Source organism: Bacillus sp. FSL R5-0397, from assembly GCF_038593395.1.
Lineage (GTDB): Bacteria > Bacillota > Bacilli > Bacillales > Bacillaceae > Bacillus > Bacillus altitudinis.
On the sequence record NZ_CP151992.1, the window covers coordinates 1897069 to 1920709 of the forward strand.

The window sequence follows — 23641 nt, forward strand, 5'->3', positions numbered from 1 at the left end:
GCAGGATATGGCATAATATAAAGGCTGTACTTCCCTTTTAAAAGCGGGGCAAAACAGGGGTGAACTGACCTTGAAAAAGAAAAAAACAGGATGTTTTGCCATTTCAGGCTGTTTCACGATTTTTCTGTTTGTTTGCGTATTAGCGGCCATTGTCATTTCCTTTAATCAAAAGGAGTTAAAAAAGCTGCCGATTGATACGGAATCAATTGTTTTGTCGAGACTGGATGATTACAAACCGCTTGTAGAAACAGAGTTAAGAGATCAAGATTTAGATCAATATACCGCGTTAATTCTCGGTATGATGTATCAAGAATCAAAAGGTAGAGGCGGAGATCCAATGCAGTCCTCTGAATCTCTTGGTTTGAAACGAAATGAAATCAATGACCCTCAGAAAAGCATTAAACAAGGAGTCCATCATTTTTCGACCATGTACAAGCATGGGAAGAAAAAAGGCGTTGATTTGGAAACCATTATTCAAAGCTATAACATGGGAATCGGCTATATTGATTTTGTTGCAAAAAACGGGGGAAAACATTCCGAAAAATTGGCAAAGCAATACTCCAAAAAGCAAGTGAAGCGAAACCCTGAAGTCTATACATGCGGGGGCGACAAAGACAACTTCCGCTATCCGTATTGCTACGGTGATTTCACTTATGCTGAAAAAGTAAAAGAAAAAACGAAAACAGTTGAAGAAAAGATGAAATTGGCTTCATCATCCACACCATCATCGTAAAAAAAGCACTTCCGTTTAGGAAGTGCTTTTCATTTTATGAATGCTCTTTCCCGATTTCCGGCAGGATCGTTTTGGCTAAATGCTGATCCATTTCTTCATATTCATCATAATGAATCGTTTCATATAGCTCTTTTCTCGTTTGCATGTCCTCCAGTATTCCCTGTTGCGTCCCCTTTTCTTTAATCTCTGTAAATAAACGCTCATACGCTTTTGCAGCAACTCTCAGGGATGACACTGGATAAATCACCATTTGAAAGCCAAACATAGAAAATTCGTCTGCATGATAATAAGGTGTTTTTCCAAACTCCGTCATGTTTGCAAGAAGCGGCCCTTTTATATTATTTGAAGCATACGTGAAATCTTCTGCTGTGATCAGCGCCTCAGGAAAAATGGCATCTGCTCCTGCTTCTAGATAGAGATTCGCCCGGTGAATGACATCCTCCATCCCGTTTACTGACTTCGCATCCGTTCTTGCGATGACGAGAAGTGTAGGTGCCGCTTGTTTGATCGCTTTGATTTTCGCCATCATGTCTTCTACAGAAACGAGTGATTTTCCGTTTAAATGTCCGCATTTCTTCGGCATTTGCTGATCTTCAATTTGAACAGCCGCTACCTTGCTCTCCACCATTTCTTTTGCTGCCCTGGCTGCATTTAATACCCCGCCATAGCCAGTATCCATATCAACTAAAAGAGGCAGCTGAGAAGCTCGAATGATTTCCTTTGCCTTTTCCGCCATTTCAGTGGAATGAATCATACCGAGGTCAGGAAGCCCTTTGCTTGCGCAAAAAGCGGCACCCGATAAATAAAGCCCTTGAAATCCCATTTTCCTCGCATAGAGCGCAGACATTCCATCGTGAACGCCTGGAATTTGAAATAAAGCGGATTTGTGCATTTGCTCTTTAAAAGCTGCGGCTAAGTCAGCTTGATTTACTTCATCATTCACGATCCACACACTAGCTCCCCCTTATATGACAAATAAATCCATAAATGCTGGTACTGTCGTTGTTTTTAATTGATTTGGATTTTGGCAAAGTGAAACAATTTGATCGACTTGTTTTTGTGGAAATCTCGTTTTCAAATGATATACCCATTTCTTTTCAAGCAGCGGGATCCCTTCCTGCCTTCTTCTGCGATGACCAAGCGGATATTCAATTTCAATTCGATCTGTCATCGTTCCGTCTTTAAAGAAGATTTGAACACAGTTTGCAATTGATCTCTTTTTCGGATCTAAATAGTCTTCTGTATACCGTTTATCTTCTTTGACGATCATTTGATCACGCAAACGGTCAATGAGCGGATTCTGCGCCGTCTCTTCTTCATAATGATCAGCAGTCAGCTCACCATAGATTAACCCAATGGCCGTAATATACTGCAAGCAATGGTCACGGTCTGCCGGGTTGTAAAGCGGTCCTTTTTTATCAATAATTCGAATGGCTGATTCATGTGTCGTAATCTCAATCCTGTCAATCTCATCTAAACGGTCTTTTACCGCATCATGTAGAATGACAGCGGCCTCAGCGGCAGTTTGCGCATGAAATTCTGCTGGATAGGCAATTTTAAAGAGTACATTTTCGATCACATATGACCCGAGCGGCTGGGCAAGTGTGAGTGGTTTTCCTTTCATTAACACATCTTCAAATCCCCACTTTTCTGCACTGAGGGGCGTCTGATAGCCCATTTCTCCTTTCAATGTCATCATCGCTAGTCTCACCGCACGGCTTGTGGCATCCCCTGCTGCCCACGATTTCCTTGATCCTGTGTTCGGGGCATGCCGGTACGTTCTAAGCGGTGAATTATCCACAAATGCTTGTGATAACACATGCTGCACATCTTCTTTCGTTCCGCCAAGCATTGCACAAACGACTGCACTTGATGCCACCTTGACAAAAAGAACATGATCCAAGCCATTTCGATTCAAACAATTTTCTAAAGCAAGCACACCTTGTATTTCATGTGCCTTTACAATCGCATGCAGTACGTCATTCATCGAAAGCGGTTCTTCTCCGTTTGCAAGCCTCGTTCTGCTGATATAATCGCTTACAGCCAATATCCCGCCCAGGTTATCTGAGGGATGTCCCCACTCCTGTGCAAGCCACGTGTCATTATAATCTAACCAGCGGATCATACATCCTATATTAAAAGCCGCTTGAACAGGATCTAACACAAATGAAGTGCCGGGCACTCTTGCTCCGTTAGGGACAACAGTTCCAGATACGATGGGTCCAAGATGCTTCGTACATTCTGGAAAGTTGAGCGCCAGCATACCGCAGCCGAGTGTATCCATGAGTACATACCGAGCTGTTTCAATGGCCTCTTTGCTCGTAAATTCTCCATCCACGGCATAGGCTGCGATATCTGCTAATAGTTGGTCTGTTTGATTGGCTACTGCTGTTTTATTCATATTCATTCCCCCGTTTTTCCATCATCATTAGAGACTTTTAATCCTCTTGGTCCTAAATACCTTACTCTCGGTCTAAAAATCCGATTGTGTGAATGCTGCTCGATGACATGCGCTGCTAATCCGCTTGCTCTCGCAGCAAAGAAAATCGGTGTATAAAGTGAAATAGGAATGCCGAGCACGTAATAAATAGGTGCTGCGTAATAATCAAGGTTTGGATAGAGGTTTTTCTTTTCTTTCATGTATGCCTCGCCTGCGACGCACATGTCATAAAGCGTCGTGTCTCCTTTTGATTCGGTAAGCGTTTTCAATGATCGTTTTAAAAGAGCCGCTCTTGGGTCCATTTTTCTCATGTATACCCGGTGTCCAAAGCCCATCATTTTTTCTTTTGCGGCTAATTTACGTTCGATGAGCGCAAGGAAACCTTCTGTTGTTTTGCCTTCGAGCAGCATGTGCATGACTGCTTCGTTTGCGCCTCCGTGTAAGTCACCTTTTAATGAAGAAATCGCTCCAGTAAAAGCACCATACATGTCAGAATGAGTAGATGCAATGACTCTTGCTGCAAATGTGGAATTCGGCAGCTCATGCTCACTATAAAGCGTGAGCGTTTGGTCAAATGCTTTGATTTCGTCTTGTGCCGGAGTGCGGCCTGTTAACATCGCTAGAAAGTTTTCAGTGTAGGATTTGGTCTGGTCTGGAGTAGGTGTGGTGTCTTGTGTGAGAATATGATAGCTTCCCGCAACAATCGCTGGTAGCTGGCCAAGTAATCGAACGGCACGCGCTTGTTGGCATGCTTCTGATCGATCATTCAATTGTTCATCGTACCCTGCAAGAGCTGATAAACACGTTCTCATGGCATCCATTGGGTGAGTGGTTTTTGGCAGTTTTGTCAAAATGGTTTGAATGGTTGGATGTAAGCTTGTTTGTGAGGAAATATCTTGCTGAAATTGGTGATATTCCATTGCATCTGGTAATCTTCCATAAATGAGCAGATAGGCTGTTTCTAAGTACGTCTTGCTTTGTGCCAGCTCGATGAGGTCATAACCGCGAATCACAATTTCTTCTTGCTGGACATCTAGGAACGAAATTGACGTTTCGCTTGCCACAATGTCTTCAAGCCCCGGTTTGTACTGCAATTGTTCAGTCATCATATAACCCCCGTTTCGTTCAATTGTGTTCTCCAAACGAGCAAACGGCCAGACATGATGTGATTCTATAGGTGGGAAGATACCGTGCAAGTCGGATACCCAATTCCCATTTTATCCAAAGCACTTCATCTTGTAAATAAAAGAACGTATGTCCAGATGGACATACGTTAGCTGTAGTATGGAGAAATCATGATATATACAATGACACCTGTTAGACTGACATAGAGCCAAAGAGGCATGGTCCATCTGGCAATTTTACGATGACGTTCGACTTGCATTTGTGCGCCTCTAAAGAGAGTGATCAGTGCAAGCGGTACAATGACGGCAGATAAGACGATATGTGTGATGAGAATAAAGAAGTAAATCGGACGAATGATTCCTTCTCCCCCGAAGTGTGTATCAGCTGCCATTGAATGATACGTCACATACGAAATTAAAAAGACAAGTGTTGTTGAAAAAGCCGCAAAGATAAATCGTCGATGGGCTTTAATGTTCTTTTGTTTAATCATAATGAGCGCTGAAAGTAAAAAGATAAACGTAAAACTGTTCATCACGGCATTCAGTAACGGCAGAAATGTAATATCCAGATGACTAAATTTATCTGTTTTTGGCATGAAAAATAATAAAGCAATTAAGCCGTTTATGGCAATTGTTAAAAAGACAACAATGCCGGTGAAATTTTTCGGTTTTTGATTCTGTTCGTTCATGTTTGAAAACCTCTCTTTATTAGTTCCGACTAAGAGTATGTTATTTAACTTTGTCTCTAAAGTCAATGAATTCGCTGTCTTCGTCGAATTTTAGACAAACTTGCCGATTGCCTGCCTTCTAGCGGCTTGAAAGATTCACTCACTTCCTTTAGAATGGGAATTTGTGTGGTTTTTATCAACTCTTCTATGAAAGGAGCAATAGACTTGTCAATCTTACAGGAAACAACAAAAGATGTGAAGACATTAGAGCAAGAATTACAGCAGTTGCAGTTCCAAATGTATCGAATGCAAGAAAATATAAAAGATATTTCAAAAAAAGCAAAGATTATTGGCATTGATCAAGCGAAGGAAGATGAATGGATGATCGTCTCTGCAATTGAGAATGCAGATACGTGCAAAATCATGTTAAGCGATTGTGAAAAAGCTTTTCGCGGACAATCTGATTTTTCCTTGATCGCGGAATATCCTGAAGAAGGAAAGATTCACATTGCCGATATTAAAGGCCCGCCTGATAATGGCTATGGATCCATTTGTATGAAGCATTTAAAAGAAATCGCAAGAGAGCAAAACATTCCAGTCATTACTGGGGATCTCGTCAAAAGAGATTGGAACCATGTGGACCGCCTGATTCATTTTTATGAAAAACACCATTTTGATGTCCAAATTAATTGGAAAGAGCAAAGCGGAGAAATTTATTGGGTGGACAGCTAACGACACAAAAACCAGCGTTGAGATGGACTTATACGCTGGTTTTTGTCGAAAATGCGAATTTTTCAGAAAAATATGTGTATTTCCGGCCAAAAAAAGGTATAATAAAAGCATCAGGCCGCCACCTGATGCTTTCTTCCAAAAACAATAGACTACTAGTTAAGTACTTTCACTTTGACTGATTTTACGCCCCAATTTTTAGCTTGGGATTTGCTTGGTACGTGTACATCAATTTTGTTACCTTTAATTGCGCCGCCAGTATCTGCTGCGATGGCTTCACCGTAGCCTTCAACATAAACCTTACTTCCTAATGGAATGACATTAGGATCTACTGCGATTACTTTTGCATTTGGGTTTTTGTTTAAGTTTACCCCTGTTGCAGTGATACCTGAGATGCCACCATCATTTGCTGTATAAGCCGTAGCCGTTACAGTCATTTCTTTTTGAACACTTTGACTAGCAGAAGATGATTCTGCTTTAGCTGTTTCCTTTTTAGGAGCAGCTTTTTTCGTTGTTTGCTCTTTTTGGACAGGTGCCTGTTTTTGAACAGGTTCTGAGCTTACCGGAGCTGAGCTTTGACCAGCAACACTTAATGTTGAACCAATCATAATTATATCTGAGTTTAAGTTATTCCAAGACTTAATATCGCTAATTGACACATTGAATTTTTGAGCGATTTTCCAGAGGCTGTCCCCCTTCTGGACTTTGTACTGCTCCTGAGTTTTCTCTTTTGAAGAGATTGTCAATTTATCTCCTACATAGATCATGTCTGTAGATAAATTGTTCCAACCCTTTAGGTCCTTTAGAGACACATCATTTTTTTGAGAGATTCCCCAAAGTGTATCACCTTTCTGTACAGTGATTTCCTTTGCAGAAGCTTGCTGTGCTCCTAATGCTGTTGTTGAGATTGCTGCAACAGCAACCAAGGACATAATAGTCTTCTTCATAAAGTAAATCCTCCCTTGTTAGCTTTTTATGGCGGCTAACGAGTGCTATCGTAACATATGTAAATGTCATTTCAATAACAAAACGATATGTTTTAGATTACAGTTCCTTTACATGAAACATCTCTCTCCATTGGTAAATCAGCCCACTAAATGGCTCAATTCCGCATCATATCAAGGTTTTAAAGGGATGGAAATCATCATGATGAAAACGCGTCCAAGTGAAACGAAAAAAATTTATTTTCCTTCTTCAAACTCTTTATTTTTTCTCTTTTTCTATAAATAAACGAATTTCTTCTAAAAAAACATCTCCATATTTCTCTCTTTTTTGTGCACCGACACCTTTAATATTTAAAAGTTCTTCTTCTGTTTTAGGCTCTACTGCTGACATTTCCTTCAATGTTTGATCAGAAAAGACAACAAATGGCGGAACGCCCTGCTCTCTTGCCAACTTCATTCTGACCATTCTTAACTGCTCAAATAATGCATCATTTTCTTGAATAGCCTCTGCCTTAATCGCCTGCTTTTTATAGACGGTCTCCTGCCCCACTAGCACTTTCTTTCCTTTTTGTGTCACTTTTAGTGTTGGAAAAGCTCCTTCAGACATGTGTATATACTCTTCCGTAATTAAAAATTCAATGAAATCACTGATATGTTGGGCTGAATGCTGTTTCATTAAAGCATAAGTAGGAAGCCGGTCGAAACCAAAATCAAGCACTTTTTTGTTTTTAGAGCCGGCTAATACTTGAGCAATCATCATTTTTCCGAATCGTTCGTTCATTCTAACGGTACACGACAAAACCATTTGTGCTTCTCTCGTGACGTCTTCACGCTCTCTCTCGTCTAGACAGTTGCTGCATTTTTGACAAGGGGCACTTGATGATTGGTCAAAGTAATCCATCACAAATTGCTGAAGGCACTGTTCCGTATGACAGTAGTCTACCATTTGTCTCAACTTGAGCAATTCATGCTGATACCGCAATTCATCTTCTGTTGATTGTTCAATGAGAAAGCGCTGCACGCGTACGCCTTGCGGTGAAAACAGCAAAATGCATTCACTTTCAAGCCCGTCTCTCCCGGCACGTCCTGCTTCTTGGTAGTAACTTTCAATATCTCTTGGAATTTGATGATGAATGACAAAACGTACATTAGATTTATTAATCCCCATACCAAATGCAGATGTAGCTACCATTACTTGAATATCATCATTTAAAAAAAGATTTTGCTGTTCTTCTCTGACTTCATCATCTAATCCTCCGTGATAAACACCCGCTTTGATCTTTTGCTTTTTTAGACGATGATAAATTTGATCTGCTTCTTTTCGTGTGGCTGTATAAATAATGCCTGACTCAAGACTGTTTTTCTTCATATATTGTGTGATGAATTGGTCGCTGTTTTGCCCTTTCACCACTTGAAAAGACAAATTTTCTCTAGCAAAACCAGTAAAGATTGTTTCTTCTTCGTCCATGCCAAGTTGCTCACATATATCCTGTTGGACCTTCTTTGTAGCAGTGGCTGTTAATGCTACAATAACAGGCCTTTTTGAAAGCTTGTTTACACATTCTTGTATAAAGCGATAGCTCGGTCTAAAATCATGTCCCCACTCAGATATACAGTGCGCTTCATCAATAGCCATTAAAGGAATCGTCAATCGATCAAGCAGCTGAAAAAAACGTTCATTTTGTAAGCGTTCAGGGGTGATATAAAGCAAATCATACTCCCCCTGTTCACATTTTTTCAGCCTTGTATTCATTTCACCTGCTGAAAGTGTACTATTTAAAAAGGACGATCGTATTCCCATCTCATTTAACGCATCAACCTGATCTTTCATTAAAGAAATAAGCGGAGATACAACGATTGTCGTTCCTTCCATCATAAGGGCAGGAATCTGGTAGCAAACCGATTTCCCTCCGCCTGTCGGCATAATGCAGACCGTATCCTTCCGTTTATTCACAATCGATTCAATGGCTTGTTTTTGTCCTTGTCTAAAAGCATCAAAGCCATAATATTGTTTAAGAAGTGCTTCTGCTTGTTGTAACATCCAATTCCCTCTCCGTCGTTTGTTTTGTCTATTTTAACATACATTTGTACATCCACATTCGGTCTGTTCAAAATCGTATTTTGGACAAAATAAAAAGCCATTTTCCAAAAATGGAAAATGGCTTGAATCATCCTAGGAAAAGCTGCGGATGCCGTAATCTAAGTAAGAAAGTTTTAAACCACCACTCCTCAAAGTGGGTGTTTGCAGAAACGTTCCTGTCTTCCTCTCGAAGGAGGCGTGACATTCCGGCTTCAATATAAAACTCCCTATTACAGCTTAAAGGTTAAAACTTAATTAACATTACGCGCATCGCAGCCTTTAAACTATACTACACGAAAGTTTATTAAATTTCAAGATATGTTTTTTCTAAAAAAATACTCATGTATACAAGATTTTTGTCCATGTAGACATGGGAAAACATTATGTTGAGAAAACATAAATTCCTCTCATCATGTTATTTTTCCTCATCTACATCAACATCTTGCTCTTCTTCTAGCCTTTCATACGTATCTGAATGTAATTGATCCATTGTTTCTCTATTTGTTAAATCACGCATTTGCTCAGAGAACGAACGGTCAAATTCATTTGGATCTTGATTGATTTCTTCATTTTTCTTTGCATCAATTGAATAACGAGTATAGGGTACTGCTTTCAAACGTTCATATGGAATGTCTTTTCCTGTTTTTTCACAAATTCCATATGTTCCGTCTTCCATCCGCTTAAGCGCCGCATCAATTTCACCTTCGATCTGATCATCGACTTGATCCAGCGTCTGTTCGGTCATGCGATCTAAATAGATGCTTCCGTGATCTGCGATATGGTTTCCAACACCATTTGAAATCTCATTCGATTCGACCAGCATGGATTCTTCTTTCTTTTTTGATCCTTTCACATCTTCTTTTAATTGAATAAGTCTTTCATATAAATCAGCTTTTTGCTCTTTCGTTAAGCTCACGGTCAATCACTCCTTTCACTTTACCTTCCCGCTCCATGCGAAATGAAAACATCAAAAAAAGCCGCCGCCTTTGGCAGCAGCTTTCTTCATTTAAAGATTGCGAAGTGCTTCTTCTACTGGTGTATCACCTTTGATTAAGTCAAAGGCTTTATTTTTCACATTGGATTCCGTTAAGCTTTCCACTAAGACAGTGGCTACATCTTCTCTTGAAATCTCAATGTCACGATCGTCTGGAATATGAGCAGCCGCTTCTATTTTCCCTGTCTTCTCCTCATGCAGCAGTGCTCCTGGCCGCACAATGGTGTAAGAAAGACCAGACTGTTTTAAATGTTCATCGGCTTTTCTTTTCGCTTCATAATAAATCTCCATACTGCCTTGTCCTTTTCCTTGATGAGGATCGTCGGCATTATAAGAACTCAGCATCACAAAATGCTGAATATTTTCTTTTTTGGCTGTATCAACGAGGCGTTTTGCCCCCTCTTGATCAACAGCGATGGTTTTATCTGCACCTGTTTTTGAGCCTGAACCAGCTGCAAAGATGACAGCTTCTGCTTGCTTCACAGCATCTGTCACATCCTTTTCAAGATCACCGATGACAGGCGCTGCACCAAGTTCTTTTAGCGCATCTGCTTGTTTTTCATCTCGAATGAGAGCAAGCGGCTCATGTCCTTTTTCTTTTAAATATCGAATGACAAGTCTCCCTGTATGTCCGTTTGCTCCAGCAACTAATACTTTCATTGTTCATTCTCCTTTCTGTATCTGTTTCATCTTTATCCTTTTTTGATGTGATTCAAACACACGAATAGAAAAAAGCCTTCCCCACTGTGATGGGAAAAGCTCAAGGGATATGCGATAGATAAAAATAAGAACAAAGAATGAGAAAAGTGCATGTGATCTATGTAATCGCATCGTTGATCAGCAAAGATGTTTTGTTAAAATGGCCTGCACGTCACTCAAATCGGTATCTTTAGAAAAATCGAGTTCAAATACTTTTGAGCTTGTAACAAGCAGCATACCAGTGTCCTGATCAAACACGCCAGCTTCTTGAATGGCAAAACTTTCAATTGATCGATACGGCAAGGAGACCCTGACTTTCTTTTTAGAAAATACGCGGTTATCGCCAAAGATCAGTCGTTTATTGGTGAAACAAATTTGGTCGTGACGCAGTCTGTAAACAGCCTCAATTCTTTCTCCTTCAATTAATAAGGATTCGAATTTTTTATGATCATTTTGTTTACTGACAGAAAAAATACCCACGTAAACCCCCTCTTCCTGCATCAAATTCCTTTATGACAAAACGGCCACACGGCTCTGTGGGTACGTTTTATTCTCACTTATAGAATACGCTATAAATCGTCGTTATTCCATTACGAATAGATTAAATTTCATTTAACTTTTTCTTTTTGATCCGATGCTCTTTCCTCTACTTATTTAGACTGTTAAAGCAGGAAAAAAGTTTCAGGTTTTTCAAGAAATCATTCGTTATGAGACCATAAAAAAACAGTGATTATGTAAAATCACTGTTTTAAATGACTATTCATCTTTCGGGGTATCAATCGTTCCTTCGGCATACACATCAGAAATTTGCTCAAGTGTAATCGCCATATCAGCATCTTCATTGTCATGCCAAGCATTTTGATGTTTCTGCTCTTCTTGCTGCTGCTTTTTCATCATCATCACCCTTTACTGTTTTTCTTAGTATGAGTGATGACCATCAAAATCATTCAGCAGAATTGTCTTCGAAATACTCTTTGTAATACCCGCCTACTTTACCCGTATTATCAACGACAAAGAGAAATTCCTCTGTTTCATTTTTCACATCATATGTGTGCCCAACCGTTAATGCCCGGTCAACCATATATTTTTTCGCATTTGTATGTACACATTTTACTTGTTTTACCGTTTCAGCCGTTTGCCAGTTTTGATGGATCATGATTTAAAAACTCCTTTTTTCATCTATACATTTATTGTAGCCAATTTTTCGTGAAATGCAATGAGTGTTATCGATTGCTTTCAAAGATGTCGTGTAATATGATAAATGTATACGTTTACATGTGTGTGCGTATACAAATGGCTTCATGTCCACTTTTTCCACCTAGAACTCGCAGAACAACCCATATCTTTAAGGAGGTTTGTTTATTTATGAGCTCTACAACACTTCAAATCAGTTCAAAACTCGAATCTTTTCTCCAAGGGACGAAAAAACTCTACATTAACGGTCAGTTTGTCACAAGTCATGATAACAAAACATTCTCTACGCCTAACCCTGCCACAGGAGAAACCCTTATTGATGTATATGAAGCAGGTGCAGCCGACATTGATGAGGCAGTAAAAGCTGCTAAAAAGGCGTTCCATGGACCTTGGCGTTCTATGTCTGCAGCCGAACGTGCCCGCTTGATGTTTAAGCTGGCAGATTTAATGGAAGAACACCAAGAAGAACTGGCTCAGCTGGAAACACTTGATAATGGAAAACCAATTAATGAAACAACCAATGCGGATATCCCTCTTGCCATTGAGCACATGCGCTATTATGCAGGGTGGACCACAAAAATGACTGGACAAACCCTTCCTGTCAGCCAGGGATATTTTAATTATACCCGCCATGAGCCTGTGGGCGTTGTGGGACAAATCATTCCTTGGAACTTCCCGCTGCTCATGGCCATGTGGAAAATGGGTGCTGCACTAGCAACAGGCTGCACCATCGTTTTAAAGCCAGCTGAACAAACGCCACTATCTGCTTTATATTTAGCTGAATTAGTGGATAAAGTCGGATTCCCAGAAGGCGTGATTAACATCGTTCCTGGATTCGGTGAAACAGCCGGTGAAGCATTAACCGATCACCCTGATGTCAATAAGCTGGCTTTCACTGGATCAACAAGTGTTGGGAAATTGATCATGGAGAAAGCAGCCAAATCCATCAAGCGTGTTACTTTAGAGCTTGGCGGAAAATCGCCGAATATTATTTTACCAGATGCTGATTTAAAGAAAGCCATTCCAGGTGCATTAAACGGCGTGATGTTTAACCAAGGTCAAGTGTGCTGTGCAGGATCAAGGGTCTTTGTGCACCGGAGCCAATATGATGAAGTCGTCGATCAAATGGCTAAATATGCGACATCATTAAAACAAGGAGCTGGTCTTCATCATGATACCCAGATTGGGCCTCTAGTGAGTAAAGAGCAGCATGAACGTGTGTTAGGTTACATCGAAAAAGGGAAGTCAGAAGGTGCAACAGCCGTAGTCGGTGGTGACTGCCCTTATGAAGCAGGCTATTTCGTCTCCCCTACTGTCTTTAGAGATGTAGAAGATGAAATGACAATCGCAAAAGAAGAGATCTTCGGTCCAGTTCTATCTGCGATTCCTTACGATTCCATTGATGAAGTGGTCAAACGGGCCAATCAATCTGACTATGGGTTAGCGGCAGGACTTTGGACAGAAAACTTAAAGCATGCTCACGATATCGCTGCACGCCTAGAAGCAGGAACCATTTGGGTCAACTGCTATAATGTCTTTGATGCCGCCTCCCCGTTTGGCGGATATAAACAGTCAGGCCTTGGCAGAGAAATGGGATCATATGCCCTTAACAACTATACAGAAGTCAAAAGCGTGTGGATTAATCTGCAAGACTAATCACGCTAAAGCCGGTGACGATGTCATCGGCTTAATTTGTTGACAAAGGGATAAAATGAACTTTATTTTAGCCCTTTGTCTTCTTTTCAGCGTGATAGAAAACCTTTGCAGCCCTAGGAAGGACGAGTACTGGCGCGGAGCGAATTTGACATTCGTGAGCACCAGCACACAGGACTGCGGGCGCATGCGAGGGTTTGTCTACACGCAGAGCCGGTGACGATGTCATCGGCTTTTTTTGTGCTGGCATGTGACAGGCCGACTCCTGAATATAGTGATAAAGGAAAGGAGCATGGCCGAATGCAAGATTTTAAAACGAGAGTCAACGAATATATCGATGAACTGCACATGCAGGTAGAACGCAGACAAAGAGAAGATGGCGCATTTATTTTCTGCTTTGAAGGACCTATGATAACAAATGCTTTTTTCATTATGCTGTTAAAAGCCGTTGGTGACCCTGATCAGCAATTGATCCATCAATTGGCCGAAGCAATACATGCCAAACAAAATGAAGATGGTTCCTTTTCTTTGTATCATGACCAGTCGGGACATCTCACAGCTACAGTACAAGGTTATTGCGGCATGCTCGCATCTGGCAGATTTCAAAAAGACGAGCCCCATATGGAAAAAGCAGCACAATATATTCGCTCAAAAGGTGGCCTAAAGAACGTTCATTTTATGACAAAATGGATGCTTGCCATAAATGGCATGCACCCTTGGCCCTACTTCTATGCACCTCTTTCCCTTTTACTCATCCCTACGTCTTTTCCGCTGCACTTCTACCACCTTAGTGCCTATGCAAGGATTCATTTTGTACCCATGATGATCGCACTGAACAAACGGTACACCTCTCATGCTGCGTTTCCATCATTAGCCCATCTTGATGAAAACATGTCTAAAAATCCATTTGACTGGTTTATGGCAAGAGAAGAACGTTCGACTGATGACTTCCTCATGTATATGCGGTCATATACAGCCCTCGACAGCCGGCTCGACTTTTTCGGATATGAAGCGGCAAAGCGATACATGTTTGACCGTCTTGAAAAAGATGGGACGCTGTACAGTTACTTAAGTGCAACCATCTTTATGGTCTATGCCCTCATGAGCCTTGGGTACTCCCCTGGACATCATCTCATCCAAAAAGCAGTCAGAGGTATGAAAAAGCTCGTCACCTCCTGTCAAGGCAAGATATATGCTGAGAATTCCACCTCGACTGTGTGGGATACAGCGCTTGTCAGTTACGCTTCTCAAAGAGCAGGAAGAAAACGAGAAGATCCCATGATCATGAATTCCTTCAACTATTTGCTGGACCGACAGCAAATGAAGAAAGCGGATTGGGCAGTTCATAACCGTCATGCTGCTCCCGGGGGCTTTGGTTTCTCACATATCAATACGAATAATCCTGATTGTGATGACACGCAAATTGTGTTAAAAGCGATCCCAAAAGAATACGCTCCACTTCAGTGGAAACGAGGATATGACTGGCTTCTCTCCATGCAAAACCGTGATGGCGGCTTTTCTGCTTTTGAAAAAAATCAAGATCACTTTCTACTTCGTCACCTTCCGCTTGAATCTGCGGAGGATGCGGCGATTGATCCGTCAACTCCTGATATTACTGGTCGTGTGCTCCGTTTGATTGGTTTAGAAGAAAAAGATACTGCTTCACCCTCGATTCTCAGGCAAAAAGATCGATGTGTAAAATGGCTCATTGACCACCAAGAGAAAAACGGATCATGGTTTGGCAGATGGGGTGTTTGTTATATTTATGGAACTTGGGCAGCGTTAACAGGACTGAAAGCGGCCGGCGTTCCCTCCTCACACCCTGCTGTGCAAAAAGCGTGCCGTTTTCTAAAGCAGATTCAGCTTGAAGATGGCAGTTTCGGAGAATCGTGTAAAAGTGCAGAACTGAAAACCTATGTCCCGCTTCCCTTTGGCACAGTGGTTCAAACCGCATGGGCGACCGAGGCGCTCCTCCAATATGAGAAAGCAAATAACGCAGCCATTTTGAAAGCTGTCTCCTTTTTAGTGAACCATCACCATACTGAAGAAGCCATGTACTATCCAGTCGGCATTGGACTGCCAAAACAATTTTACATCACCTATCATAGCTACCCATTTGTGTTTCCGATGATGGCTTGTTCTACATTTTTAAACGAAATGAGGCGTATACATGAATAAAGAAGAATATCCGCTCACAGCTCAAAGAGTGGCTTAGCACCATTCAACATGTGTGGCAAGATGATAAAATTCATCGAAAAGTGGAAAATTTACGACTCAAAATGGAGGAAGATCATTCGAGTGAACAAGAATGGTACGAACTAGCCGAAAGGATTGCAGAAGACATGCAGCCACACGAAGAAGTGCGCGATGTAGCAGCTGGAAATCATCAGTTACCACCACTGCCTTATCGGTATGACGCGCTCGAACCTTATATTTCAAAAGAAATTATGTACTTGCACCATCAAAAGCATCATCAAACTTATGTTAATGGTCTAAATCAAGCTGAACTTGCGCTAAAAAAAGCAAGAAGAACCAACGACTTTACGATGATCAAGCATTGGGAACGTGAACTTGCCTTTCATGGGGCAGGACATTATTTACATTGTATCTTTTGGTTTTCAATGAGTCCTTCAGGAAAAAGAAAACCTACTGGTCAAATGCTTCGTCTCATTGATCAATCATTTGGCAGCTATGAGGCGTTCAAGTCACATTTTTCAGCTGCTGCCAAACAAGTAGAAGGTGTCGGATGGGCGATCCTTGTATGGTCCCCGAGATCTCAGCGTTTAGACATTTTACAAGCAGAGCGCCATCAGTTCCTCTCGCAATGGGACATCATCCCCCTTCTTGCTCTTGATGTGTGGGAGCATGCCTATTACCTCCAATATCGAAATGAGAAGGCGCAATATGTAGACCAGTGGTGGAATGTCGTTGACTGGCGTGAGCCAGAAGCAAGACTAAAACAGGCTCAACAAGTGAAATGGACACCTTTTTGATCGCATACTCCACATAGTTCATATACTATGTGGGGTTTTTTATTAGTTTACATAATAATATTATGAGCACCAGATGCAAAATCATAGGTTGTTTTTTCAGAAAATTCATTTAAAATAGAAAAGATATGAAAAGAAAGAGAGTTGAAAGATAGTATGAACACCCTTTTACACATTAGTCACTTTGCGGGAAGAACATTTGCTATATGGGTCATTGTCTTTGCTTGTCTAGGTTTTACTTTTCCTGCGGCATTTTCTTTGATTGGACCTTATATCCCTTTTTTACTTGGCATTATTATGTTTGGCATGGGGCTGACGCTGTCTTCTGAAGATTTTAAAGAGCTTTTTAGAAAGCCTCTTTATGTATTGATCGGGGTTTTAGCGCAGTATACACTGATGCCACTCATTGCATTTTTATTGGCCTATGGGTTACATTTGCCTTCTGAAATCGCTGTTGGTGTCATTCTCGTCGGCTGCTGTCCAGGCGGGACTGCATCCAATGTAATGACCTTTTTGGCGAAAGGAAATACGGCCTTATCCGTTGCCGTGACAACGATCTCGACCCTACTTGCTCCCATTTTGACCCCTGTTTTCATTTATATCTTTGCAAAATCTTGGTTATCTGTATCACCGGGTGCTTTGTTTTTATCGATTGTCCAAGTTGTCTTAATTCCGATTATTTTAGGGGTCATCGTCAAATTGTTTTTTAAAAAACAAGTGACGTATGCTGTACAAGCACTCCCGCTTGTATCTGTGGTTGGCATTGTCGCCATCATTGCAGCTGTTGTCAGCGCAAATAAAGAACAGATTCTGCAATCTGGACTGCTTATTTTTGCCGTTGTTGTTTTACATAATGCTCTTGGTCTATTATTGGGTTACCTCATTGCAAAATGGTGTAAAATGGACATTCCTTCTCAACGAGCAATTTCAATAGAAGTAGGGATGCAAAATTCTGGACTTGGCGCAGCCCTTGCAACCGCACATTTTTCTCCACTTGCCGCCGTTCCCAGTGCCATTTTTAGCGTATGGCATAATTTATCTGGCTCTTGGCTGGCAACATTTTGGTCAAAAAGAGGCTACCCAGAAAATAAAGACCAAAAAAGCTAGTACCCTCATCGGTACTAGCTTTTTCTTTCGATTATCCTTCAAGCAATAGCTGTTCAGGATCTTCAAGTAGATTTTTAATCGTGACAAGGAACCCAACAGCTTCTTTACCATCGACAATACGGTGGTCGTATGAAAGAGCTAAATACATCATTGGACGGTTTTCAAAGCGTTCTTCATCAATTGCAACAGGACGAAGCTGAATTTTATGCATACCTAAAATTCCAACTTGAGGACTGTTTAAAATTGGTGTTGAAAGCAGAGAACCAAATGTTCCTCCGTTTGTGATCGTGAATGATCCACCTTGTAATTCATTGAGCGATAATTTGTTATCTCTTGCTTTTTTCGCAAGATGACCGATTTCTTTTTCAATTCCAGCAAATGATAGTCTGTCTGCATCACGGACAACTGGTACCACAAGCCCTTCATTGGCGGCTACAGCAATACCGATGTCATAGAATTTTTTAATGACAAGCTCATCACCTTGAATTTCTGCGTTGAGAAGTGGATATTTTTTAAGTGCTGCTACCACTGCTTTTGTGAAGAAGGACATGAAGCCCAGTTTCACATCGTTTTGTTCAAGGAAGGCATCTTTGCGACGCTTTCTTAGATCCATGACAGCTGTCATATCGACTTCATTAAATGTTGTCAGCATCGCTGCCGTTTGTTGAACTTCAACTAAACGTTTTGCAATGGTTTGTCTGCGGCGTGACATTTTTTCACGCTCAACTGGTTTCCCTGCTTGATCATTTTGCACCGCAGCATTTGCTTTTGGCGCGGCTTTCGGTGCACTTGCAGGAGCTTCATTCTTTTGGTAAGAAGCTACATCCTGCTTTCGTACCCTGCCCAGCGGATCTGCGGTTGGAATCTCAGATAAGTCTAACCCCTTCTCTCTTGCTAGTTTTCTAGCTGCTGGAGAAGCGATCGTTCTGCCATTACCAGATTTCGGCTCTTCTTTTGCTGCCTCTTCTTTTTGTTCAGCTGCTGGTTCTTCTTTCGAAGCTGGTGCAGAATCTTGCTCAGGTGCTGGAGCTGCGGACTCGCTTCCGCCAGCTTCACCTGCTGCAATCGTTCCGATGACTTCTCCAACTTGGACAGTGTCACCAGAATCTTTCAGTACTTCTTTTAGAACACCAGATTCTTCAGCTGTCAATTCGACATTGACTTTATCTGTTTCAAGTTCTAACAGGTATTCCCCCTGCTCAACATAATCGCCCGGCTGTTTTAGCCATTGAGCAATTGTTCCTTCCGAGATTGATTCCGCTAGTTCAGGTACTTTAATTTCCGCCATTTTTCATTTCCCCCTTAGTTTTTGCGAGTCAAGCTATCAGATACAATTCGTTCTTGTTCTTTTTTATGAACAGTTGGATCACCCTCAGCCGTACTTGAACGTCTTCTGCGGCCGATGTAACGTACTTTTACTTTTTCAGATGCAATTTCACGTAAATATGGCTCAATATATCCCCAAGCGCCCATATTTTGCGGTTCTTCTTGTACCCATACGATTTCTTCTAAGTTCGTCAGTTTTGATAAAATGGCTTTAATATCTTTGGCTGGGAATGGATATAATTGTTCCACTCTCGCAATATGAAGCCAATCTTTTGAGTCTTCCATTTGAGTAAAACGATCACTAATATCGATTGATACCTTCCCGCTTGATAGCACAAGGCGTGTTACTTTTTCATGATCATGTACAAGGCCCGGCTGTTCAAGAACTGGACGGAACTGTCCATCTGTTAGCTCTTGGACTTCGGATAATGTGTTCGGGTTACGAAGCAGACTCTTCGGTGTCATGATGACAAGAGGACGAATCTCTTCACGAAGCAGCATTTTCGCCTGTCTTCTAAGAATATGGAAGTATTGAGCTGCACTTGTCAGGTTCGCAACTGTCCAGTTATTCTCAGCAGCTGATTGCAAGAAGCGTTCTGTTCTTCCACTAGAATGTTCTGGACCTTGTCCTTCATATCCATGTGGCAAAAGCATCACAAGCCCTGACTTTTGTCCCCACTTGGCGCGGCCTGCTGAAATAAATTGATCAAAATACACTTGAGCCGCATTTGCGAAGTCTCCAAATTGAGCTTCCCAAATCACTAATGTTTCAGGAGAATAGACATTATAACCATATTCAAACCCGATGACAGAGCCTTCTGACAGTGGACTATTATGGACTGTAAATGATGCATTTGCATCACTCAGTTCATGAAGAGCAATGAATTCATCTCCCGTTTGACTGTCGTGAAGAACAAGGTTTCTTTGAGCAAATGTGCCTCGCTCAGAATCCTGTCCGGTCATTCGAATCGGCGTACCGTCTTTTAATATAGATGCAAATGCCAGTGCTTCACCAAGTGACCATTCCACTTTGCGATCATCTGTAAACACTTTTGCACGTTTTTCAAGGATCCGCTTTAGCTTACCGAATACTTGGAAGTCTTTCGGCCAGCTAATTAATTCTTCATTCAGCTTTCTTAATACATCAAACTCTACAGATGTATCAACTGCAGGGAAGCCGTTAGATACAGGCTCTGGCAGTTCGATTTCTTGAATCGTATGTTCTTTCTTTGAAGGCACTTTTTTATAAGCTTCTTCAATTTTTGCCGTGACAGCCTGCTCAATTTCTTCTCTTTGTTCTTTTGACAGAAGGCCCTCAGTGACAAGCTTATCTGCGAAGATATTCTTGACCGTTTTGTGCTTTCTGACCGCATCATACAGCATTGGCTGAGTAGTAGATGGCTCATCCATTTCGTTATGGCCATATCTGCGGTAGCCAATCAAGTCAATTAAGAAATCCTTTTTAAACCGTTTACGGTATTCTACCGCCAGCTGAACAGCTGCTAAACAAGCTTCTGGATCGTCTGCATTGACGTGAACAATTGGAATCTCGAAACCTTTTGCAAGGTCACTAGCGTATTTTGTTGAACGAGATTCATTGCTTTCTGTGGTAAATCCAATCATATTGTTGGCAATGATATGGATCGTTCCCCCCACTTGATAGCCAACTAATTGACTTAAATTTAATGTTTCTGCGACAATTCCCTCTCCAGGAAATGCAGCATCCCCATGAATTAAGATGGCTAACGCTTTTTCAACGTCTTGAACTGGATAGCCTTTTTGAGTACGCGATTCTTGAGCTGCACGAGTGCTTCCTTCAATAATCGGGTCAATAAATTCCAAGTGACTTGGGTTATTGGCAAGTGTGACTCTTGCACTCTTTGTATCTTCATCTTTGATTTGGCGGTCAGCACCGAGATGATATTTTACATCCCCTGTCCATCCGTAGCTGATGCCGATAGAGCCTTCTGATGGTACAAGCTCTTTATTAGGCGCATGCTGGAATTCCGAGAAAATGATCTCATATGGCTTTCCTAACACATGTGCTAATACATTTAAACGGCCTCTATGTGCCATTCCAATGTTAATATTTGAAGTCCCTTGTGTAACAGACTCGGATATAATTTCATCAAGTACTGGAACAAGTGCGTCTAATCCTTCAATAGAAAAACGCTTTTGTCCAACAAATGTTTTATGAAGGAACTGCTCAAATTGCTCAACTTCTGTTAATCTTTTGAATACAGAAACTAGTTTATCTGCTGGTTTTTTCTTAAATAATTCGCCAGACTCAATAGATTTAGAGAGCCAGTTGCGCTCTTCGAAGTCATGTACGTGATCAAACTCAAATGAAATGGTACGCTTATACGTATTTCTCAAATGGTTAATGGCTTCTATGCCGTTTGAAATGTGTTTAGGTGCATCTGGACTAATAATTGATATTGGAATATTCTTAACGTCTTCTTCAGTTAAACCGTATTCCTTTAATGGAAACAGCTCTTGTAATTCCTTTTCTTTGCGAAGAGGATTGACGGAAGCATTTAAATGGCCATACGTTCTGATGTCTTCTGCCAGTTTAACGACTGATGCTATCTTTTGGATTTGTTCAGAAGTAACTACGCTATTTTCTTTTTTCCCAATTTCCTCCTTCATTTCACTCGGTGGTGCACCAAGTTCATCAAATATGCCTCTTATGTCTTCATCAACACTAGTAGGATCCTGGACATATTGATCGTAGAGCTCGAGCACGTAGCCGAGGTTCGGACCATGAAATTCTTCCCAACTCAACGGTTGTTTCACATCATTTTGAAACATTTTGAACACTACCCCCAACTTTGATCATCAAGTGATTGAACACTATCTCGATATAACTTCCAGAACACAATGACCAAATTTATGTAATAAAACGCTTCCAATCATATTCTACCACTGTTTCGGATTACTTTCTACATTCTTTGTTCAATTAAAGATAAAAAATTCAAAGAAAAACAAAAAATTTAAATCATTCCGAAAAATATTTTAAAGAAAGGGGCAAAACCTTATGCCCCAATGCTTTTATGCAGCAATTTCTTGAGTAATGGATATAGCACATCTGGCAATGTATCGACATCCGGTACAAAAATGCTGAACTTGCCATACATATCTTGGATCGTTTTCATCTGCGCCTCTTCAATCGGAGAATTGGATAAAAACACATTGATCACTTCAATTCCCTTTTTTCTCGCTTCGAGAACCGCTTCATGTGTATCCACGATCCCATTTTGTTCGTAGCTGAATGCAGCTGGCTCTCCGTCTGAGAAAACAATGAGGAACTTTTGCTCTTCTCTTCGTTTTAAAATCATTTTTGTCATTTGGCGAATCGCATAGCCGTCCCGGTTATCCTCCTCTGGCTCAAGTGACATAATGGATGGTCCTGCGTCAAATAAGGAATCTTTGAACGATACGACGGTGTTAAAGTAGTTCGGCTGACTTGTTTCAGTTGCGTCATTTGTATCTTCCCAGAACCCTACAATTTGATGAGGTACCTGCACTGATTTTAAAGCTTCATGAAACAGAACAATCCCTTTTTTTGTCTCATCCATCTTGTCAAACATACTCGCAGAACAGTCAACTAATAAAGTGAACACAGCATCAATTTGAGAAGATGGCGCTTGTTTTTTATAAAATAGTCGAGGGTTAGACTCTGTAAAATAACGAATGAGCTTTTTACTGAGACGTCCTGCATGAAGATCTGTTTTTGGCCATGATTTTTTATGCTCAAGTGTTTTTTGAATCATTTGTTTTAAGCGTTTCTGATAAGGCTCGATTGCCTTTGCGTGCTGCTTGTACACATCTATTTGCTCTGGTGAAGGAGGTTCTGGTGAAATCATGACTGGAAATGCATATTTGTTTTCTTTTCCATTCTCATGCGCATCTGCCCCGCTTTCTTCTCCTTCTGCCTCTTCTAGTGCTTCAAGCTTTGAATAGTCTTTTCGATGAGTTTGTTTGGCTGAACCTTGAACCGTTCCAAGCGCCTGATCTCCATCGTCACCTTCTCTTGCCGCATCTTTACCGAGATCGCTTTTACCACCGTGTTCTAAATCAAATTGAAGGAAACTTTTAGATGGTGCTTCCGTTTCTCTATGCCATACTTCCATATACTCCTGGTGGATGTCTTCATCCCCCTCTTTTTCCCGATCGACTTTTATATCCTCACTTAATTTTGGCTTTCTTTTGAGGTCATGGAAAAGCGGTTCTTTTGCCGCTTTTTCATAGTCCAATTCTGGGAAGAAAAAGTATGTGTTCAGCATATCCTTTTCAAGGAGCTCATCGAAGCCTTCTGTCAATTCCTTCACAATGATGGCGATATCAGATGTCGAGCGTGCGTCATATACACGTTCAAGACTTGACTCAATAAACGGAATCATTGGATCTATCCGCTCATGAAGGGGTGGAATTTCTTCAAGCGGAGATTCGGCTGTCAGCTTCACGTATATCGCACAAAAGAGTGCATCTGTTAAAATACTGCGCTCTTGGTTAATCGTTAATTGTGTTTTAAAGTGACGTCTGTAAAGCTCTCTTCTCCGTTTAAACACCTTTTTTGTTCCTGGGCGGTCACGTTTAATCCGCTCTTCAATGCGGATATCTTCAAACAGCATAAACAATTGTTTGCACACATCAGGAATGGATAATGTGTGGGCATAGCGAATGATGTCTTCAAATACTGTAAGATCGCTATACACTGTCCCTACTGCTCGCAGGAACACATCACTTTTTAGGCCTGCCATCATATCCTCTTGATGACGATCATCCCAAAAATGGCTGATGAAAATTTTCTTTTCAAACGGTTCATAGTACGATTGAACACCGTATTCAAGCTCCACATCATCACTTTTGGCAAGTGTTTTGGCTAAATCCGTTAATTCCATAAATAGAAATGAATCGATTCTGCTGTCATTAAATTTGATGAATTTCAAAAGTCAGA

General features: G+C 41.1%; 20 protein-coding genes and 1 other RNA gene. 6 read left to right on the plus strand and 15 right to left on the minus strand.

From position 1 onward, the window contains the following. Positions 1-70 precede the first annotated feature (70 nt). Entirely contained in the window at positions 71-733 is a 663-nt protein-coding gene (locus tag NSQ70_RS09490; protein WP_017359484.1) for a lysozyme family protein, read from the plus strand. 34 nt (positions 734-767) lie between these two features. Here NSQ70_RS09490 and prpB read toward each other — a convergent pair whose 3' ends face one another. The 4 genes from prpB to NSQ70_RS09510 form a co-directional block, all read right to left on the minus strand. Next, the gene (prpB, locus tag NSQ70_RS09495; RefSeq protein ID WP_144679497.1) at positions 768-1685 is read right to left on the minus strand and encodes a methylisocitrate lyase; all 918 of its coding nucleotides are present in this window, start codon (positions 1683-1685) and stop codon (positions 768-770) included. A gap of 12 nt (positions 1686-1697) precedes the next feature. Next, positions 1698-3134, minus strand: coding sequence for a bifunctional 2-methylcitrate dehydratase/aconitate hydratase (locus NSQ70_RS09500; RefSeq protein WP_342502127.1), 1437 nt, complete (start codon positions 3132-3134; stop codon positions 1698-1700). A gap of 2 nt (positions 3135-3136) precedes the next feature. Further along, positions 3137-4279: a citrate synthase gene (gene mmgD, locus NSQ70_RS09505; protein ID WP_019743303.1), complete on the minus strand. Its 1143-nt coding sequence runs from the start codon at positions 4277-4279 to the stop codon at positions 3137-3139. Between the two features lie 167 nt (positions 4280-4446). Continuing rightward, a complete protein-coding gene (locus tag NSQ70_RS09510) occupies positions 4447-4986 on the minus strand; it encodes a DUF420 domain-containing protein (protein WP_008346516.1) in 540 nt (179 codons plus the stop codon). Positions 4987-5190: 204 nt separating this feature from the next. Here NSQ70_RS09510 and NSQ70_RS09515 point away from each other — a divergent pair, with 204 nt between their 5' ends. After that, positions 5191-5697 (plus strand): GNAT family N-acetyltransferase, encoded by a 507-nt coding sequence (locus NSQ70_RS09515; protein ID WP_008346514.1) that lies wholly within the window; start codon positions 5191-5193, stop codon positions 5695-5697. A gap of 152 nt (positions 5698-5849) precedes the next feature. Here the strand turns inward: NSQ70_RS09515 and NSQ70_RS09520 are convergent, their stop codons facing one another. From NSQ70_RS09520 to NSQ70_RS09555, 8 genes are all read right to left on the minus strand, one after another. Continuing rightward, entirely contained in the window at positions 5850-6641 is a 792-nt protein-coding gene (locus NSQ70_RS09520) for a 3D domain-containing protein (protein WP_007500712.1), read from the minus strand. 256 nt (positions 6642-6897) lie between these two features. Then, positions 6898-8679 carry a DNA helicase RecQ gene (recQ, locus tag NSQ70_RS09525; protein ID WP_342502128.1) on the minus strand — a complete coding sequence of 594 codons (1782 nt, stop codon included), beginning with the start codon at positions 8677-8679 and terminating at the stop codon, positions 6898-6900. A gap of 135 nt (positions 8680-8814) precedes the next feature. Further along, a non-coding RNA gene (gene ssrS, locus NSQ70_RS09530) (6S RNA) lies at positions 8815-9000 on the minus strand. 133 nt (positions 9001-9133) lie between these two features. Beyond that, positions 9134-9634: a TraR/DksA C4-type zinc finger protein gene (locus tag NSQ70_RS09535; protein WP_024718582.1), complete on the minus strand. Its 501-nt coding sequence runs from the start codon at positions 9632-9634 to the stop codon at positions 9134-9136. A 90-nt stretch (positions 9635-9724) separates the two neighbouring features. Further along, entirely contained in the window at positions 9725-10372 is a 648-nt protein-coding gene (locus NSQ70_RS09540) for an SDR family oxidoreductase (protein ID WP_017367442.1), read from the minus strand. Positions 10373-10549: 177 nt separating this feature from the next. Then, positions 10550-10891: a PH domain-containing protein gene (locus NSQ70_RS09545; protein ID WP_008346505.1), complete on the minus strand. Its 342-nt coding sequence runs from the start codon at positions 10889-10891 to the stop codon at positions 10550-10552. Positions 10892-11167: 276 nt separating this feature from the next. Then, positions 11168-11305: a YozQ family protein gene (locus NSQ70_RS09550; RefSeq protein ID WP_017359491.1), complete on the minus strand. Its 138-nt coding sequence runs from the start codon at positions 11303-11305 to the stop codon at positions 11168-11170. A 49-nt stretch (positions 11306-11354) separates the two neighbouring features. Then, positions 11355-11567, minus strand: a complete 213-nt coding sequence (locus NSQ70_RS09555) for a DUF6501 family protein (RefSeq protein WP_017367443.1) — start codon at positions 11565-11567, stop codon at positions 11355-11357. A 209-nt stretch (positions 11568-11776) separates the two neighbouring features. Here NSQ70_RS09555 and NSQ70_RS09560 point away from each other — a divergent pair, with 209 nt between their 5' ends. The 4 genes from NSQ70_RS09560 (at position 11777) to NSQ70_RS09575 (ending at position 17355) form a co-directional block, all read left to right on the plus strand. Next, positions 11777-13261: an aldehyde dehydrogenase family protein gene (locus tag NSQ70_RS09560; protein WP_144665619.1), complete on the plus strand. Its 1485-nt coding sequence runs from the start codon at positions 11777-11779 to the stop codon at positions 13259-13261. A gap of 297 nt (positions 13262-13558) precedes the next feature. Beyond that, positions 13559-15436, plus strand: a complete 1878-nt coding sequence (locus NSQ70_RS09565; RefSeq protein ID WP_342502129.1) for a prenyltransferase/squalene oxidase repeat-containing protein — start codon at positions 13559-13561, stop codon at positions 15434-15436. Between the two features lie 41 nt (positions 15437-15477). Further along, positions 15478-16251, plus strand: coding sequence for a superoxide dismutase (locus NSQ70_RS09570; RefSeq protein WP_342502590.1), 774 nt, complete (start codon positions 15478-15480; stop codon positions 16249-16251). Positions 16252-16404: 153 nt separating this feature from the next. Then, positions 16405-17355, plus strand: coding sequence for a bile acid:sodium symporter family protein (locus NSQ70_RS09575; protein ID WP_060811914.1), 951 nt, complete (start codon positions 16405-16407; stop codon positions 17353-17355). A gap of 31 nt (positions 17356-17386) precedes the next feature. On the opposite strand, the gene odhB is transcribed toward NSQ70_RS09575, so the two are convergent. The 3 genes from odhB to NSQ70_RS09590 form a co-directional block, all read right to left on the minus strand. Continuing rightward, the gene (gene odhB / locus NSQ70_RS09580; RefSeq protein WP_007500721.1) at positions 17387-18643 is read right to left on the minus strand and encodes a 2-oxoglutarate dehydrogenase complex dihydrolipoyllysine-residue succinyltransferase; all 1257 of its coding nucleotides are present in this window, start codon (positions 18641-18643) and stop codon (positions 17387-17389) included. A gap of 14 nt (positions 18644-18657) precedes the next feature. Further along, entirely contained in the window at positions 18658-21492 is a 2835-nt protein-coding gene (gene sucA, locus NSQ70_RS09585; RefSeq protein WP_017359494.1) for a 2-oxoglutarate dehydrogenase E1 component, read from the minus strand. Between the two features lie 224 nt (positions 21493-21716). Then, positions 21717-23633 carry a VWA domain-containing protein gene (locus NSQ70_RS09590; RefSeq protein ID WP_342502130.1) on the minus strand — a complete coding sequence of 639 codons (1917 nt, stop codon included), beginning with the start codon at positions 23631-23633 and terminating at the stop codon, positions 21717-21719. Positions 23634-23641 lie beyond the last annotated feature (8 nt).